General features: G+C 59.1%; 15 protein-coding genes. 4 read left to right on the top strand and 11 right to left on the bottom strand.

Going from position 1 to position 16,406, the window contains the following annotated elements; genetic code table 11:
* Positions 1-57: 57 nt before the first annotated feature.
* Positions 58-1,794 (bottom strand): IlvD/Edd family dehydratase, encoded by a 1,737-nt coding sequence (locus CAL20_RS04245; protein ID WP_094819831.1) that lies wholly within the window; start codon positions 1,792-1,794, stop codon positions 58-60.
* Between the two features lie 131 nt (positions 1,795-1,925).
* Between CAL20_RS04245 and CAL20_RS04240 the strand changes: the two genes are divergently transcribed.
* Positions 1,926-2,912, top strand: a complete 987-nt coding sequence (locus tag CAL20_RS04240; protein ID WP_094819830.1) for a LysR substrate-binding domain-containing protein — start codon at positions 1,926-1,928, stop codon at positions 2,910-2,912.
* Here CAL20_RS04240 and CAL20_RS04235 read toward each other — a convergent pair.
* Complete coding sequence (locus tag CAL20_RS04235) at positions 2,887-3,285, bottom strand: OsmC family protein (protein WP_094819829.1); 399 nt, start codon at positions 3,283-3,285, stop codon at positions 2,887-2,889. The genes CAL20_RS04240 and CAL20_RS04235 overlap by 26 nt on opposite strands.
* 255 nt (positions 3,286-3,540) lie before the next feature.
* On the opposite strand from CAL20_RS04235, the gene CAL20_RS04230 reads away from it, so the two are divergent.
* Entirely contained in the window at positions 3,541-4,254 is a 714-nt protein-coding gene (locus CAL20_RS04230) for a tellurite resistance TerB family protein (protein WP_094837262.1), read from the top strand.
* A 23-nt stretch (positions 4,255-4,277) separates the two neighbouring features.
* Here CAL20_RS04230 and CAL20_RS04225 read toward each other — a convergent pair whose 3' ends face one another.
* The 3 genes from CAL20_RS04225 to CAL20_RS04215 all read right to left on the bottom strand — a co-directional run bounded on the left by CAL20_RS04225 (position 4,278) and on the right by CAL20_RS04215 (position 7,070).
* The gene (locus CAL20_RS04225) at positions 4,278-5,108 is read right to left on the bottom strand and encodes an IclR family transcriptional regulator (RefSeq protein ID WP_094819827.1); all 831 of its coding nucleotides are present in this window, start codon (positions 5,106-5,108) and stop codon (positions 4,278-4,280) included.
* Between the two features lie 117 nt (positions 5,109-5,225).
* Positions 5,226-6,017 (bottom strand): SDR family oxidoreductase, encoded by a 792-nt coding sequence (locus CAL20_RS04220; RefSeq protein WP_094819826.1) that lies wholly within the window; start codon positions 6,015-6,017, stop codon positions 5,226-5,228.
* A 78-nt stretch (positions 6,018-6,095) separates the two neighbouring features.
* On the bottom strand, positions 6,096-7,070 hold the full coding sequence (locus tag CAL20_RS04215; protein ID WP_094819825.1) for a tripartite tricarboxylate transporter substrate binding protein: 975 nt from the start codon (positions 7,068-7,070) through the stop codon (positions 6,096-6,098).
* Between the two features lie 239 nt (positions 7,071-7,309).
* Between CAL20_RS04215 and CAL20_RS04210 the strand changes: the two genes are divergently transcribed.
* Together CAL20_RS04210 and CAL20_RS04205 are read left to right on the top strand one after the other, a co-directional pair.
* Positions 7,310-8,293 (top strand): Bug family tripartite tricarboxylate transporter substrate binding protein, encoded by a 984-nt coding sequence (locus tag CAL20_RS04210; RefSeq protein ID WP_256981337.1) that lies wholly within the window; start codon positions 7,310-7,312, stop codon positions 8,291-8,293.
* Positions 8,290-9,036 (top strand): class II aldolase/adducin family protein, encoded by a 747-nt coding sequence (locus CAL20_RS04205; protein WP_094837260.1) that lies wholly within the window; start codon positions 8,290-8,292, stop codon positions 9,034-9,036. Before CAL20_RS04210 ends, CAL20_RS04205 begins: the two co-directional genes overlap by 4 nt.
* Before the next feature lie 121 nt (positions 9,037-9,157).
* On the opposite strand, the gene CAL20_RS04200 is transcribed toward CAL20_RS04205, so the two are convergent.
* From CAL20_RS04200 to CAL20_RS04175, 6 genes are all read right to left on the bottom strand, one after another.
* Complete coding sequence (locus CAL20_RS04200; protein WP_143277043.1) at positions 9,158-9,808, bottom strand: hypothetical protein; 651 nt, start codon at positions 9,806-9,808, stop codon at positions 9,158-9,160.
* 44 nt (positions 9,809-9,852) lie between these two features.
* Positions 9,853-11,052, bottom strand: a complete 1,200-nt coding sequence (locus CAL20_RS04195) for a multidrug effflux MFS transporter (protein ID WP_094837258.1) — start codon at positions 11,050-11,052, stop codon at positions 9,853-9,855.
* Positions 11,053-11,132: 80 nt separating this feature from the next.
* Entirely contained in the window at positions 11,133-12,485 is a 1,353-nt protein-coding gene (locus CAL20_RS04190; RefSeq protein ID WP_094837257.1) for a Fic family protein, read from the bottom strand.
* 167 nt (positions 12,486-12,652) lie between these two features.
* Entirely contained in the window at positions 12,653-14,101 is a 1,449-nt protein-coding gene (locus CAL20_RS04185) for a sulfatase-like hydrolase/transferase (protein WP_094837256.1), read from the bottom strand.
* 33 nt (positions 14,102-14,134) lie between these two features.
* The gene (locus CAL20_RS04180; protein WP_094837255.1) at positions 14,135-15,106 is read right to left on the bottom strand and encodes a tripartite tricarboxylate transporter substrate-binding protein; all 972 of its coding nucleotides are present in this window, start codon (positions 15,104-15,106) and stop codon (positions 14,135-14,137) included.
* A 181-nt stretch (positions 15,107-15,287) separates the two neighbouring features.
* Complete coding sequence (locus CAL20_RS04175; RefSeq protein WP_094837254.1) at positions 15,288-16,235, bottom strand: LysR family transcriptional regulator; 948 nt, start codon at positions 16,233-16,235, stop codon at positions 15,288-15,290.
* Positions 16,236-16,406 lie beyond the last annotated feature (171 nt).

The raw sequence follows: 16,406 nt of genomic DNA, 5'->3' as shown, positions 1-16,406 counted from the left end.
CGCTACGCGAGCCCTGCAACAAAGGGCCCGGCACGAATCGTCATCCTGGTCTTGATGTCAATGAGAATGGCGCGGCACTGCCGACCCGCGGCAACCGACGAGAAAGTCCAGATCGCAACCTTCGTCGGCCTGCAGCACGTGATCGACGTAGAGGCGCCGATAGCCGCCGTCGGCGGGCGCAGCATTCTTCTGCACCGTCGCCATGCGACGCTGATACTCGTCTTCGGGAATATCGAGATGCAGGCGGCCAGCATCGCTATCGAGTTCGATCCAGTCGCCGTCTTGCACGATGGCGAGCGGTCCGCCAGCCGCTGCCTCGGGCGCCACGTGCAGCACGACCGTGCCATATGCCGTGCCGCTCATACGCGCATCGGAAATCCGCACCATATCCTTGATGCCCTGGCGCAGCAGCTTCGGCGGCAGCCCCATGTTGCCTACCTCGGCCATGCCGGGATAACCTCGCGGACCGCAGTTTTTCATGACCAGGACCGAGTCGGCATCGACGTCCAGATCCTCGTCGACGATGCGCTCTTTGTAGTGCTCCAGATTTTCGAACACCACGGCGCGGCCGCGATGCTTGAGCAACTCGGGCGTTGCCGCCGAAGGCTTGAGCACCGCACCACGAGGCGACAGATTGCCGCGCAGAATACGAATGCTGCCATCGTCGATCAGCGGGTTATCCAGCGGGCGAATCACCTCGTCATCATAGATGGGCGCGTCTTTGACGTTGTCCCAGATCGTATGGCCATTGACCGTGAGGGCCTGCGGATGCGGCAACAGTCCGGCCTCGCCCATGCGGCGCAGCACGGCAGGCAGACCCCCGGCATAGTAGAACTCTTCCATGAGGAAACGCCCCGAGGGCATCAGATCGACAATCGTCGGCATGCCCTGCCCCACACGCGTCCAGTCTTCCAGTTCCAACGGCACGCCCATACGGCCCGCGATGGCCTTCAGATGGATGACCGCATTGGTCGAACCACCGATTGCCGCATTCGTGCGAATCGCGTTTTCAAACGCTTCGCGTGTGAGGATTTTCGACAGCGTCAGGCCTTCCAACGCCATCTCGACAATGCGCCGGCCCGACATATGCGCCAGCACGTAGCGACGCGAATCCACGGCAGGGATCGCAGCATTGTGCGGCAGGCTCACACCCAGCGATTCCGCCATACACGCCATCGTCGATGCCGTGCCCATCGTATTGCAGGTGCCCGCGGAACGCGACATCCCTGCCTCGGCCGACAGGAACTTGTGCAGATCGATCTCGCCGGCCTTGAGCGACTCATGCAACTGCCACACCGCCGTACCCGAGCCGATATTCTTGCCATCCAGTTTGCCGTTAAGCATCGGACCGCCCGTCACCACCAGAGCCGGCACATCGCAGCTCGCCGCGCCCATCAGCAGCGCAGGCGTCGTCTTGTCACAGCCGCACAGCAACACCACCGCGTCGATCGGATTGCCGCGTATCGCTTCCTCCACATCCATCGCCGCCAGATTGCGCGTCAGCATCGCGGTGGGGCGCAGATTGGATTCCCCGTTGGAGAACACCGGAAACTCGACCGGAAAACCTCCGGCCTCGTACACGCCGCGTTTGACGTGTTCCGCGATCTTGCGGAAATGCGCGTTACAGGGGGTCAGTTCGGACCAGGTATTACAGATGCCGATGACCGGACGCCCATCGAACGCGTGATCCGGCAGCCCTTGGTTCTTCATCCAGCTTCGGTACATGAAACCGTTTTTATCGTTGGTGCCGAACCATTCGGCAGAACGCAGCTTGGGCTTGGATTTGTTCGTCATGTTGTGTGTCTCTTCCGGGAATTGCGATGCCGTCGTCGCGGCAGAAAGCGCTAATGTAGATACTTTTTTGTTATCGTTCTAATGAAAATCCAGCCGCTTTCGATATCAATTTACATATTCTCGAAAACCCTATGCTCAACACCCGGCCCTGGTATATCCGCTCGCGGCTGAAGACACGCCATCTGCTGTTGCTCGTGGCATTGGCGGAAACCGGCAACATCCACCGCGCGGCCGCCGCGCTGTCCATGACACAGCCCGCAGCCTCCAAGATGCTGCGCGAGATGGAACATATGCTGGATGTCCCCTTGTTCGAACGCCTGCCACGCGGCGTACGGCCCACGGAATATGGACAGGCGCTGATCCGCCATGCACGGCTGTTGGTGGAAAGTCTCGATCAGGCGCGCGATGAAATTGCCCATCTCAAGGACGGACAGGCGGGCCACGTCCGCATCGGCGCCATCACCTCGCCCGCGGTAAGCCTGCTGCCCGCGGCGATCGCCGAGATCAAACAACAATGGCCGCGGCTGACCATTACCGTTGAAGTCGAAAGCAGCAATCTGCTGTTGGAACGCCTGGCCCAGGAGCGGCTGGATCTGGTTATCGGCCGCCTATCGCCCGAACACGACAAGCTGGCGCTGAATTTCGAGCCCTTGGATTTCGAGCCAGTCAACGCGGTCGCGCGCCCCGATCATCCCCTATTGCAACAGCCTGAGCTCTCATTGACCCAGGTCGCTGACGCAAGCTGGATCGTGCCGCCCATGGGTTCGGTGCTGCGCCACCGTTTCGAATTGATGTTCCAGCACGCCAGCCTGCGGCCGCCGACGAGCGTCGTGGAAAGCCCAGCCCTGCTGTTCATCACCAGCCTGCTTGAACGCAGCGACATGCTGGCGGTCCTGCCTGTCGATGTGGCCAGGTATTACTCGGCATGCGGCCTGGTCGCGATCTTGCCGCTGCCCATGCCCTGCCAGATGGACGACTACGGTCTCATCACCCGTAACGACCGCCTGCTATCACCGGCGACAGCACGTTTGCTGGAGATACTGCGCACCCGTGCTGGCGCTCGGACAGAATCGCCGCTGCCTGCTACGCCTGCTATTGCGGCCGCACCACCAAGGTAGACACCTGTACGTCCACCGCCGTCATCAACTTGTGCACCGGGCATTTCTCCGCCACGGAATGCAATTCGTCGATCTGGGCGTCGCTGAGTTCGCCGTGCAGCGTGAGTTTGGCCGTCAGGCGATACACCCCTTTGCGCTCCTCCGACGCATCCCGCACTACGTCGACGTCGATAGACTCCAGCGGCATTTCCTTGCGCTGGGCGTACCACAGCACTGTCAACGCCTTGCATCCCCCCAAAGCCGTATCGAAATAATCATGCGGATCAGGTCCGTCGCCTTGCGGTTGAGGCATGGCCAAGGGCAGCGAGTGGCCTTCGGCCGTCGCTGTGAATTCCATGGTACGTGGGGCATTCTGGCGGATGCGAATGGTCATTTTTTGCTCCGAAAAGCCTCGGTATTCATACCGGGCAGAAAAGGGACGCAGCCGCAACGCTGCGGGACAGGTTCGACTTGCAGTGAGTTCGCGTACCGCGGACGTTATGCGACGGGCCTTCTTGCTATTTGTAGCATTTTCCGACGGCGTTCCCCGAGGGATACCGCGTAATCTTGCGTCCTGACAGAAAACTGAACTTCCTGCCCGCCAGGCAGTCAGATATTGTTCCGCATTCTCGACAGGAGCCCGTCTTTCATGAGCGCCCGCCAGTTACTAGAACAACTTCTGCAATCCGGCCAGGGTCTGGCCCGTGAAGCCAGCGCGCGTGTGCAATCCGCCACCTCTGGCGGCGGCAACGCGTCGTCCTTTCTGACCGGGCTCGGCGGCGGCGCCTTGGGCGCCGGTGCGTTAGGCCTGCTGCTAGGCAGCAAAAAGGCCCGCAAGGTGGGCGGCAAGGTGGCCATGTACGGCGGCATGGCTGCACTGGGCGCGCTGGCTTATCGCGCATACGGCGACTGGCAGAAGAAACAGGCTCAGCAACCCACATCGGTGCCGGCTGCAGCGGCGACGCCCGCCCTGACGGCCGAGTCCTTCCAGAGCCTGCCCGCCAGCCAGCTCGAGCAGCACAGCTCAGCCGTGCTCACAGCCATGATCGGCGCGGCCAAGGCCGACGGCCATATCGGCCCCGAAGAACGTCAGCTACTGGAGACGGAACTCGGCAAGCTGTCCACAGACGCAGCCGATCGCAGGTGGCTAGAGGCCGAATTGGCCCGCCCGCTCGACCCCAGCGCGATTGCCGCCGCAGCGCAAAGCCCCGAGATGGGCGCGGAAATGTACCTGGCCAGCCTCATCATGGTCGACGAAGAAAGTTACATGGAACGTGCCTATCTGGATGAACTGGCACGCCAACTCAAGCTCGCGCCTGATTTGAAGGCACATCTGGAAAGCCAGGTAAAAACACCGGCGTAATTGCAGGGCCTGTCAGACAGGCCCTACAACATGTCCGCAGAAGACAACGCCGGCGTCTCGGCCAAACGCTGGCTGATCGCCCGGCAGGCCTGCAGCAACGGCGCGACATACGCCGTCTCCGGGTCGGGTTTTTGGCGAAAGCGCAGTGTACTGACACTGATAGCCGCGACCGGCATACCGTTACGCCCAAAAATCGGTGCGCCAAAGCAATAAATCCCCGCCTCGTTTTCCTCGTCGTCTACCGACCAGCCACGCTGACGGACTTGCTCCAGCACCCCACGCAAGGCCTTGAGGTCTTTCACCGTATTCGGCATATAGTGCGGTAACGGTTGCGGCAATGTCTCTAACACGGCTTGCTGCGACTCTCGGTCCAACATGGCCAGATAAGCCTTGCCCACAGCCGTCGAATGCAGGGAAACATTGGTCCCGATGCGCGAGTTCATCTGCACGGCACTCGGGCTTTCGAGTTTTTCGATGTAGACCATGTGCTGGCCGTTGGGCACCGCCAGATGCACGGTCTCGCCCGTCACATCACGCAGCTGTTTGAGCGCCTCGACAGCCGCCAAACGTAACTCCGAACGCCCCCAGCTGCGGCTGGCCAACTGAATCAGGCGGGGCCCCAGCGTCAATTTTCCCGTATGAGGATGCTCGGCCAATAAACGTTCGGCCAGCAAAGCGGCCACGGTGCGGTACACCGTAGGACGCGGATAACCGCTCAGCTTGCTGAGCTCGGCAATGGTCATCGGATCCGATGTGTCCGCCACCAGCTGCAGTATATGCATGAACTTCGAGAACGCAGCAGTCCCTGCGACCTGGGCTGTGGGAGGGGACGCGACGGGCGTAGAGGCTGGCATGGCGATCAATGATGGCGAATCAGAACATGGCGAAGCGTGGGCGTCCACACGACGAGACGCCCACACTGTTTGCGTATTGTACGGAGCCCGTCAGATAAAGCCCAACACGCAGAATGCTTAGAAAGTGCCAGGATACGTACCGCCATCGGCCAGCACGTTTTGGCCCGTCATGTAGCCGGCCTGCACGCTGCACAAGAACGCGCAGATCGAGCCGAACTCCTCGGCGTTGCCGAAACGTTTGGCGGGGATTCCGGCCAAACGTGCAGCGCGCAACGCATCGACCTCTTTGCCGGTCTTGGAGGCAGCAGCCGCCATCGTGGCCTTCAGGCGATCCGTCTCGAAGGCACCGGGCAACAAATTATTGATCGTCACGCCGCGGGCCGCGATGCCGCTGCGCGCCACGCCCGCCACGAAACCGGTGAGCCCGCTGCGCGCGCCATTAGACAAGCCCAGCACATCGATCGGCGCCTTTACCGCACTGGAAGTGATGTTGACGATACGCCCAAAGCCGCGCTCGGCCATGCCGTCCACCGTGGCCTTGATCAACTCGATCGGTGTCAGCATGTTGGCCTCGACAGCTTTGAGCCACTGCTCGCGGTCCCACTCGCGGAAATCACCAGGAGGCGGGCCGCCCGCATTCGTCACGACGATATCGTAATCGCGGTGCTCGGCAAACACGGCCTCGCGGCCCTGCGGCGTCGTGATATCGACGGCCACGGCTTTGACAAAGGTGTCAGCGTTCGAGCGGGCCTGCAGCAACTGCTGCTGTGCCGCGTTCAACGCCTCTGCGCCACGTGCGACGATCACCACATTCACGCCTTCGCGCACCAGCGCCAACGCGCAGCCGTAACCCAGACCCTTGCTTGCCCCACCCACCAGGGCGGTCCTGCCCGCGATTCCTAAATCCATCCTTGATTCCTCGTCTAAAGAAACCCACGCTGCGCCTTCGGCGTGCAGCCCCCGAGGCAAACACGCCGCACACAACGCTTACGGCTTCATGTTGAATTTTTCAATCAGAGCCTTAAAGGTAGCATTGTCGCGCTCGATCTGTGCGGTAAACACTTTCTGGTCCTCGACGACGTAGCCCAGATTCTGTTCGTCCATAAATTTCTTCAGACTGTCTTCCGCTGCCGCTTTGCGAAAAGCTTCGCCCAGTGTATCCAGCACCGGCTGCGGCGTGCCCTTCGGCGCAGCAATGCCTCGCCATGTACCGATAGACAGATCGATCTTGCGCTCTTTCAGCGTCGGCACATTCTCAAAGCCTTTGACTCGTTGGTCGGCCATCACGGCCAGCGTCTTTAGTTTTCCGGCTTTCACGTACTGAATGACTTCCGCGGGGCTGACTGCCACCGCATCAATGTGGCCTCCCAGCAGCGCCAATACAGCGGGGTTCCCGCCCGTAAACGGGATGTGATTGAACTTCACGCCGGTCTTGTCCTCGAGCGCTGCCGCAGCCAAATGCCAGATGGAGCCCACTCCCGCATTGCCTAGTTGCATCGTCTCGGGCTTGGCGCGGGCGGCCTCGAGAAACTCTTCGATCGTGTTGTACGGTGAATCGGCCGCTACGGTGATCGCCGACGGGTCTGCATTGAGCTGAATAATCGGCGTGAAGCTTTCGTACGTGGTCTTGGTCAAACCCAAATGCGGAATGATCACCATATCTGCCGTCACCAAGGCCAGCTTGTAGCCATCCGGGGCGCTCCTGGCGACCTCGGTGAGGCCTATGCCGCCTGCCGCGCCTGGTTTGTTCAGTATGACGATGGGCTGCGGAAAATGCTTGCGCGACGCATCGCTCATGGCCCGCGCCAGGGCGTCCGTGCCGCCGCCTGCGGCAAACGGCACCACCAGTTCTACCGGCCGGCTCGGAAAACTCTGCGCCTGCGCTGCAGGTACCGCCGCCAATGCAGCAACGCCGCCCAGCAATGCGGAAACCATACAGCGATTGAACGCTCGACGCTTCATCTGTCTCTCCATCTGAGATGTTGACCATATTATGGTCAAGTTGTTTATTTTGTGGACAGATTATAGACAGCTTGCTCATCCTGACAAGCCCCGGGCTTACCCGTAGCGACAACCACGGAGCGGCAGGCCAGCAATGTTCCATATCCGGAAACACCGCATTCCAGACAAGCGAATTGAGCTCTCCAAATGCCCCATGCCAGAATCGGGGACAAACCTATAAAGAAGAACGGAGACACCAGATGGCTATTTCTTGGAGGGCAATGGCTGGCGTGCTGTGCGCCAGTGCGTTCATCACCGCGGCGCCTCAGGCCGCCGCGCAAGACTATCCGCAACGCCCTGTCACCATCGTCATAGGCTTTCCCCCCGGAACATCGACCGATGCCGTCGCCCGCATCATCGGAGAAAAACTCAGCGCGGACTGGGGGCAGCCCGTCATTGTGGAAAACAAGCCAGGAGTAGGCGGCAGTCTCGCGGTTGCGCAAGTCAAACGTGCCGCGCCTGACGGCTACACACTCGTGCTGTCCGCCACCGCCCCGATGAATATCAACCCCTATGTCTACAAGGAGCTGAACTACGATCCGTTGACGGATTTCGAATACATCGGCCAAACGACATGGTTGCCCTACATGCTGGTCACGAACAAGAGGAAAGGGCTCGACTCTTTTCAGAAAATCGTCGACTACGCCCAAGCCCATCCCGGCGAATTGACATTCGCATCGATCGGCACCGGCACCACCAGTCATCTACTGATGGCGATGCTGATGAAACGCACCGGCACAGAGCTCACGCATGTTCCCTACAAAGGCAGCAGCCAGGCGCAGACCGACGTGATCGGCGGCAACGTGGATATGACCTTCGACACGGTGGTCTCGACCTTGCCTCATATCAAAGAGGGGCGGCTGCAAGCCATCGCCGTCAGCACGCACGACCGGGCGCAATTGGCTCCGAACGTGCCCACCATCGAAGAACAAGGTGTCAAAGACTTCAATCTCGGCGCCTGGCTGGGATTTTTCGCACCGAAAGGCACACCTGCACCTATCATTGAAAAAATCCATACCGACTTGAACCGCGCCCTCCAAGACCCGAACGTCCGTCAGAAATTGGTCGCACTAGGCTCAGAGGTCGTGTCCAGTCCCTCTCCTGACGCATTCCGGCAGATGGTTGCACAAAACTATCGCAGTTGGGGCGCGTTGGCTCAATTAGCAGGAGTCACACAGAAATGACCCAGACCTATAGCGACGCAGAACGCCAGACCCGTATCGACCTCGCCGCCTGTTATCGTTTGATGCCGCTGTTCGGCATGAGCGACCTGATCTACAACCACATCACCGCACGCATTCCTGGAACGGACGACGAAATCCTGATCAACCCCTATGGGTATATGTACGAAGAGATCACCGCTTCGAGCTTGATCAAGATCAATATCCAAGGCGAGATCCTCGACAACCCGCACACGGACCACGGCCTGAATCAGGCGGGCTACGTCATCCACAGCGCCGTCCATGGCGCACGCCACGATGTAGGCTGCGTGATTCACACGCATTCGCGCGCCGGAATGGCGGTATCGTGCATGAAAGATGGACTGCTGCCCCTGACGCAAACGGCGATGCGATTCAAGGACATCGCCTATCACGACTACGAAAGCGTCGCCATCGACCTGGACGAACGCGCCCGATTAGTCGCCGATCTGGGCTCACAGGACGCCATGATCCTGCGCAATCACGGACTCTTGGTCGCGTCCGCCAGCATCGCCGAGGCATTCAATGCCATGTACTGGCTAGAGATGGCTTGCCGCGCGCAAGTCGACGCCATGTGCTCTGGCGCCGCCCTGACGATGCCGCCACAGGCCGTCATCGATCGAACCCATCATCTCTATCAACCGTCCGTCCGCCGGCCATTCGGCTTGATGGAATGGCCAGCAATGCTGCGCTATCTGGACAGGCGCAATCCGGGCTATCAGGACTAAGAGCAGGTCCCGCGGCTCGTCATCATAGATACGCGCGAAGACCGCGACGGCGGCATCGCTTCCACGTAGAGAGGAATACTCGCACTACGAAGGCGCGGGCGCGGATTGCGCCTGTAGGCCTTCATAGCCGCGTCGAGGCCACTGCCGAGGTCCATACCCAGCGTTTGCCCCGCAGCTCGAAATCATAGGTCATCGTATCTGAGGGGGCTTGCCTGAACTGACCGAACCACACACGCACATGGCTGGGCGATAGCACCTCCCAACGCGATACGGCAGACAACGGACTGTCTGCCGACAAGCCCAGCATGGAAACAAAGGCCTCGCTACGCGGACTTTTCCCGATGCCGCTGTCCGACCAGTCGATAGGCCATCCACCTAGCTCCAGCATCCCGGAATACATCGCCAGCCCCGTCTGAAACGGCTCGGCAACGTCGTCGCCAAACCGTGCGACGGTCAGCTTACCCATGCCGTCATCGGAACGCGCGCAAAGCACGCGCTGAAAAAGCGCGAGCAACGCGTCCTCTTGGTCCACCCGCAGTTGCCCGCGCATCGTCTGCACCAAAGACTGTTTGCCGTCGAGGCAGTGGCGCGTTTCCAGAAACACGCCCCGATCCGTACGGTCAATGGATGTCTGATTTTTCTGGCCCGTCATCATCGCAGCGATATCGTGCCGCACGGCATCCTCTGCAGATGTCGCTGCGAGCGCCGCAGACATGATCAAACCACTCGCAGCCAGACATCCCGATAGCCGCGCAAACGAAGCAATACCCATGATCGATACTAAAAATTGAAAATCAAAAACCTTCAGCCGCGGCATCAAGCCCGAGCCAATTTCTGGCGCCGCGCAATCTGCTGGCTAGCCACCCAGCATCCTATCGACAACGCCGCACTCCCGGCCATTCCCAACGCCAGCAGCAAGGCACTGTGGAACAACAGCGGTGCCACGACGCCGGATACCGTCGCAAAAATTGTCATTTGCGCAGAACTCTGCAACGACGAGGCCAGGCCCCGCATCTGCGGGAAAATTCCCAACACCATGACCGTCATACCCGGCAATGCCAGCGACATCCCTAGCGCATAGATAAAAATCGGAACTACAGCCCACGGCACGGTCGCTTGCCAGGTGAGGTTATAGAGCACGTTGACCACAGTGCCCGATGCCATGATGATCAGACCCACGCGTATGAACGTGGACGCACCGACTCCCCCGGCGAGCTTGGAATTGATCATCGAACCGAGCACCATACCAGAGATGAACGGGATGAACAGCCAGGCAAACGCCGTTTCCGGCAGCTTGAGGATTTCCATGATGAAGCTGGCTGCGGATGAGATATAGAGCGCAAACCCCGAGAACGCAAAACCCACCGCCAGGATCGCGAACAGGAACTGGGGGTTACGCAATGCGAGCACGTAATTGCGCAGTATCGTTCCCAATTTCAGCGGCTGACGCGCCTCTGGCGCCAAGCTCTCGGGCAGTTGGCGCCAGCACACGGCAATCAGCGCGACAGTAAATACCGTCAACAAAACAAACGTCGATCGCCATCCCGCGTGGCTATTCAGATAGCCCCCGATCACAGGCGCAATCGCCGGCGCCAGACTGAAGACCATCGTGATATTGGCGAAGAGCCTTTGTGCCTCTGGCCCGTGAAAGCGGTCACGCACCAGCGCCTGCCCGACCACCCGGCCGGCTCCGGCGGAGCAACCCTGCACCATGCGGAAAAACAATAGCCAGCCAAACGACGGCGCCAGCGCAGAGCCCACGGACCCAATGCCAAACATCACCAGAGAGACAATGATGATGGGACGCCGCCCAAAGCTATCGGACAGCGTGCCCCAGAACAGGCTCATGACCGCAAAGCCGGCGAGGTACAGACTCAAAGTCTGCTGCACCATGGACTGGCTGGCGCCGAACTCATTGCCTATGCTTAAAAACGACGGCAGATAGGCGTCAGTCGCAAACGGGCCCAACATGGCCAGACAGGCCAGGATCACCGTCAGGGTACGGATAGAGGTCATTAATCAACAATCTTAAGCGGGTAAAGAATCCGCCAAGGATAGCCGACAAAAGTGGAACAATGATGGAGATTGCCCATTAATTAGTGCGGACGGCCAGCCTCGATCCATTGCCGCGTCTGCGTCATTGTCAATCGATAGCGTGCGCAGTTATAGAGATCCAATGCCTGTAATTCCCGCAAGAGTATGGGTTGAAACTGCAGAATGTCTGGCGCAGGCAAGCCAAGCAAAGCCACCGCGGCGTCGACGTTCATCCTATCGCGCACCACTGCGCCGACCGACTCAGTCAAAGCCTCCCTGAACCGTAACCTCACGGGATCTGGAATACCCATCGCATCCAGCAAGATCGCATACTTCTTGACCGACCGTCGATACGCGGATTCAAACAAATCCACGGCGAGCGCGACATTGCAGCGCTCGTATACGCCCATCATCGCATAGGCGTAATCTGGAGTCTCCACGGACAAGAACGATAAGGGAGCGCAGTTATAGAGCATCAACGGTATGTTGGCTGACAACCGGCTGGTACGTTTATTTCCGTCCTCGAAGGGCTGCAGATAAGCCAGATTCACCCAGAGAAAAAATGCTGCCTCGATTGGGTTCTTAATCAACTTTGCCTTGTCGACGACAAGCCCGAGCATCTCTTCCAACAACGAAGGGACTTGCAATGGAACGTACGTGGTCCCGCTAATATTGACGACCTTTTGGCGTACATTGCCCAGATGGCTGGCATCGACCAGCAGATCTTGCATCAACATGGCGTGCAAATTGCGAATCAAGGGCTGGGTCAAGCCATATTCGGGCACCGCATCGACCAGAAACTCGATAGCGATCTTGTGATTGAGCAGCATCACCGCATCCAGGTCGTTCCCGGCCGATCCGTTTTTAAACAACTCCTCGGTGTCCAGGCGTGAATAGCGATTGCCCTCCAGACGTGACGACGACCATGACAAATCAATAAGCAGTGCCCCCAGGACTTTGCGCGCATAAGTCCCCGCGGGTTGTTGCCCTTTCATGCGTCCTTCGTCATAGAGCGATTGCGCCAAAACGGGAGGCAACAGGGAACTCTGATTCGGTACGTAGTTGTCTACGAACGCGCGCTGATATCCCGCCACCTCGCGTGCGCCAAGAGGCTGACGCAATTCCAGCAGCAATGCCTGCCCAGCCCCAGACCACGCCATCGGGTCCATTGGCACATAGGATGTGGTCGGCTCGCCAATCGTACTCACCGCAGACGGCGCAATAACGCGATAACGTGTGGCACGCCCTTTGCCCTCGCGAACGATCTCCCCCGTCTGCAAGAGGACGTCCAGATAACGCTTCACAGTCGACACGCTGACCGCAATGCGATGGGCTATCTCATTCGAACTGAGTCCACGCACGTCAGGCTGCGGCTGCGCATGCAGCAACTGCAAAATCTGCTCTCTGATAGCCATTATCGGTCCAAATCAGCCCAATACGAGTCATTTTAACAATTTTCAGCCCATTTTTGGGCTGATTTAGTCCGAAAATGGGCTGTTTTGAGCCGAATTCTGCCTGAGAGAACCCGTTTAGCCTTTTGCAATGAATAGGCTTTACCCGGCTGGCGCCAGCATATCCCGCTTCAGCCAACTGGCTCGACCTGAGGAGCAGGCGTTGCTCCGCTCAGGCCCATCGACCCCGCCACCTCGGGCCCACCCAATCGGCCGATCATCGCGGCTTGGTCGGCTTTAGCCTGCCGATCGACTTGCTCTGGATCGCATATCGCATGGAGTGCAGCCCTCATATTCGCCAACACCTCTGCGTATTCCGGATCCGCGGACAAATCACGCAACTCCTCTGGGTCCGTATCCAGATTGAACAGCTCTGGTTCGAAACGAACGTAGTGATGATACTTCCACGGCCCCCTGCGAAGCATGAATCCCGCGGTATTGCTGCCCGCGGCATGATATTCGCTCAGCACGGCGCGGGTCGCGTCTTCGGGCTCTCTGGACACGTCAAATAGCGAATGCCCGGGACGAGAGCCCATCCGAGGGCCAGGATCAACGCCTACCGCCTGCAATATCGTCGGGTATAGATCCAGCAGGTCCACTGGTGTATGACACAGCGATGGCGCCACATCGGGCCCGGCCAGAAGCATCGGAATCCCCACACTTTCTTGATAAAGCGTGGATTTCCCCCACAATCCACGGGCGCCTACGTTATCACCATGATCCGAGGTGTAAATCACATGCGTAGAATCGGCCAGGCCCAACGCATTCAAGCCGTCCACGATCTGCCCCACATTGCTGTCCAGAAAACTGCACAAGCCGTAGTAGGCCAAAAAAGCCCGCACACGTTCGTCTTCGTTCTGAAAAGTCTCTTCGCTGCGCTCGAAATCGGCGTAGGCCTGCACCCAGGGATGACGCGTATAGCCGTCCTTGGGATGGAGCTTCGCCTGAGGAATTTGACGCGCCTCGTACAAATCAAAAAATTCCTGCGGCGCAATCAACGGAAAGTGCGGTGCAACCAAGCCTACGTACAAAACAAACGGCTCCTTGCGCTCCGCAGCATCGCGCAACCAATCCAATGCACGCCCAGTCACCAATCGGTCATAGGACGTGTACGTGGACTCACCGCTGCCGATGCGATCGCCCAGCATACGTTTGCGCCCCTCGACCGGCAGATAAGGATCACGTATAGAGGCCCATACCATCCCGTGTCCGCCTACGACGTGCATCGGGATATGCTCGGCATCGAATCCGACCGGATCCTCCTCATTGCGATAATGCAGCTTGCCTATGCTTTCGACGCGAATGCCCTGCTGTTGCAGGACATGCCCCCACCCCTGCGGGTCGCCAACGTAGGGCATCGCGTTGTCCCAATGACGGGTTTGATGGACCCGATGCCCGGTGGCGAATGCTGCCCGCGCCGGGACACAGATGGGGCTCGGCGTATAGGCATTCGCAAAACGCACGCCTCGCGCCGCCAGCGCGTCCAAGTGCGGAGTCTGAATAAACGGATGCCCTGAGCAGCCCATAAACGCGGGATTATGCTCATCAGACATGATGACAATGAGGTTCTTACCTTTCATGGTGCGTCCTGCAGTCTCGGGCAACTGCGCCCGTCAAATCTCGGGGGTATAGCCGCTGTCCTGGACTATCTGGTTCCAAAACGCGTAGTCCTTGTCGAGCTGCTGTGTCAGCGCCTCGGACGCCGTAGTCTTAGGCTGGAAATACAGTTGTCGCATTGCCTGTTCGAAAACCGGCGACCCTACAGCGTCGATCACCGCTTGGCTCAACGTCTGCGCGGCTTCCCTCGACATGTCTTTATGGCCAAGTAAGGCGAAGTACTCAGTCATGGTCAGAGCCGGATATCCTGCAGCCGCAAATGTCGGCACATCGGGCACGCTCGGAGACTGGGCCGTGCCCGTCGTCGCCAGAATACGTATCTTGCCCGTCTTGTGCATAGGAATCAGATTGGGCAGCGTCGTGATCAAAGACGGCAACGTTCCACCGACGGTATCGCTTAGTGCCAGCGATCCGCCTTTATAGGGAATCGCCGTCAGAGCAACGTGCGATGCCTTGGCCAGCATCGCGCCCAAGAAACTCATGACCGTACCCGCTCCTGGTGTGCCATACACCGCCATACGGGCATCCCGTTGCGCCAACGCCAGAAAATCCTGCAGCGTCTTGGCGGAGCTGTCTGCACCCACCGCAAAACCGAAAACAAATTCGCTGGCAGTGCCTAATGGCGTGAAATCATGAGGCGCATAGCCCAGGTTTTTATAAAGATGCGGATACAGCGTCAGATTCGTCGAGGGTGTCAACAGTACTGAGTTCCCCTCACCCCCAGCCGCCAATAAGGCATCCACCGCGATACGGCCGCCGGCTCCCGATTTGTTTTCGACGATGGTGGTATAACCCTGTGCGCGCATCCCTTCGGCCAGCGCACGCGCCACGAGGTCCACGGCTCCGCCAGGAGCGAATCCTACCAACATACGTAACGGCGCACTCGCGTATAGCCGCCGTATCGGCAGCATGCTACAGCCGAGGGCAGCGCCGAACGCGCCCAGGAACTGCCTGCGTCGTGCTTGCATACTTGTCTCCGTGACTCGCGTATTGTCTATTTCTTTAGGCAAGCGTAAGGCGGCGCAAACATAAAAGACAAATATTATTTATCTTACGGAAATATAAGATTTTCTATATATAACTTCGCTTGTTACGGCCGGGAGCTTGTCACAGGCGCCTCGATTGCCGGGACCGACGGCACAGCACGATTCAAGCCGCTGCGCTCAATACCGGCGCCAGCCGGCCACGCAGGAGCTTCTCTTTGATCAGACGGCGCAGCACGATGTCTATGCTCTGCTCGACTGCCAGCACCGCGCGGCCGGGCTCACTCTCGGCCATACGGACGATGGACTGCGTACGGGACAAGACCGGACTCACGATGCGCCGCACGCCCATCTCCGGATTGCCACGCATCAATTCCCAGCCAGCACTGTCCGGCAGAATCGCGAACGCCATGCCGTCCCTCACCAGTGCAAAATTCAAGACAGGATCATTGATCTCGTACTTCACATTGAGCGTAGAGCCCCGATCCAATGCCGTGCGCTCGATCAATCTACGCAAGTCATGATCACGATCGGGAGCCGCCAGGGGACGTTGCCCAATGGCAGAAAACGCGATTGTCTTGCCCGGGCGATCGAACATCGCCTCTACACCGAACAGGGAAAATCCTTCCTCGTACAGCGGCTTGCAATACAACCCGGGCAATTCGAACGCATTGGGCATCAGTGCCACATCCAACTGACGCGATTCCACAGCGGACCGCATCTCGCTGGACAACGCCGAGGACAACACCAGGCGAATCTCGGGATAGGTCTGTTCCACATGCCGCACGAGCGGGGCCGCAAGCACCTGCGCCAGCGATCGCGCCATACATATACGCACAGCCCCTCGGGGAGTCCCGGTCAGGCCGAGCACGTCTTCCTTCAGAGACTCCAATTGATCGAGGATCGACGCTGCACGTAGTTGCAGCCGCTTGCCCTCAGGCGTCAAGGCAACGCCTTTGGCATGACGCTCGAATAAAACAACACCTAACTCTGATTCGAGCGCCGCCACATGCTGACTCAAGGCAGGCTGCGCAATACGCAACGCCGCGGACGCCAACGACAGGCTGCCGTTGTGGGCGATCTCCAGGAAATAGCGTAATTGGCGTGGGGTCATCGCAATCTACGGGAAACCTTCGTCCTGATCGTGGGGGGGCCACTATCACGAAGCGCATTCGCGTAATGTTCAGTCAGCAAGGGGATAAATGTAGCAGCTTATCTTGAGCCAGAATGGCCTGCAGGTTGCCGCCACGCAGCAAGTCCTTTATCGTGCGCGTTACATGCCTCG

Source organism: Bordetella genomosp. 4, assembly GCF_002261185.1.
Taxonomy (GTDB): Bacteria; Pseudomonadota; Gammaproteobacteria; order Burkholderiales; family Burkholderiaceae_B; genus Bordetella_A.
This window is presented reverse-complemented; position numbering and strand designations above follow the sequence as displayed.

What these genes read in the sequence shown, in the direction of transcription:
- CAL20_RS04225 (WP_094819827.1), bottom strand. Translation starts at nt 5,108, where the DNA reads ATGCCAGCCTCTACGCCCGTCGCGTCCCCTCCCACAGCCCAGGTCGCA.
- CAL20_RS04200 (WP_143277043.1), bottom strand. Translation starts at nt 9,808, where the DNA reads ATGGGTATTGCTTCGTTTGCGCGGCTATCGGGATGTCTGGCTGCGAGT.
- CAL20_RS04230 (WP_094837262.1), top strand. Translation starts at nt 3,541, where the DNA reads ATGAGCGCCCGCCAGTTACTAGAACAACTTCTGCAATCCGGCCAGGGT.
- CAL20_RS04205 (WP_094837260.1), top strand. Translation starts at nt 8,290, where the DNA reads ATGACCCAGACCTATAGCGACGCAGAACGCCAGACCCGTATCGACCTC.
- CAL20_RS04180 (WP_094837255.1), bottom strand. Translation starts at nt 15,106, where the DNA reads ATGCAAGCACGACGCAGGCAGTTCCTGGGCGCGTTCGGCGCTGCCCTC.
- CAL20_RS04245 (WP_094819831.1), bottom strand. Translation starts at nt 1,794, where the DNA reads ATGACGAACAAATCCAAGCCCAAGCTGCGTTCTGCCGAATGGTTCGGC.
- CAL20_RS04220 (WP_094819826.1), bottom strand. Translation starts at nt 6,017, where the DNA reads ATGGATTTAGGAATCGCGGGCAGGACCGCCCTGGTGGGTGGGGCAAGC.
- CAL20_RS04215 (WP_094819825.1), bottom strand. Translation starts at nt 7,070, where the DNA reads ATGAAGCGTCGAGCGTTCAATCGCTGTATGGTTTCCGCATTGCTGGGC.
- CAL20_RS04210 (WP_256981337.1), top strand. Translation starts at nt 7,310, where the DNA reads ATGGCTATTTCTTGGAGGGCAATGGCTGGCGTGCTGTGCGCCAGTGCG.
- CAL20_RS04240 (WP_094819830.1), top strand. Translation starts at nt 1,926, where the DNA reads ATGCTCAACACCCGGCCCTGGTATATCCGCTCGCGGCTGAAGACACGC.
- CAL20_RS04175 (WP_094837254.1), bottom strand. Translation starts at nt 16,235, where the DNA reads ATGACCCCACGCCAATTACGCTATTTCCTGGAGATCGCCCACAACGGC.
- CAL20_RS04185 (WP_094837256.1), bottom strand. Translation starts at nt 14,101, where the DNA reads ATGAAAGGTAAGAACCTCATTGTCATCATGTCTGATGAGCATAATCCC.
- CAL20_RS04195 (WP_094837258.1), bottom strand. Translation starts at nt 11,052, where the DNA reads ATGACCTCTATCCGTACCCTGACGGTGATCCTGGCCTGTCTGGCCATG.
- CAL20_RS04190 (WP_094837257.1), bottom strand. Translation starts at nt 12,485, where the DNA reads ATGGCTATCAGAGAGCAGATTTTGCAGTTGCTGCATGCGCAGCCGCAG.
- CAL20_RS04235 (WP_094819829.1), bottom strand. Translation starts at nt 3,285, where the DNA reads ATGACCATTCGCATCCGCCAGAATGCCCCACGTACCATGGAATTCACA.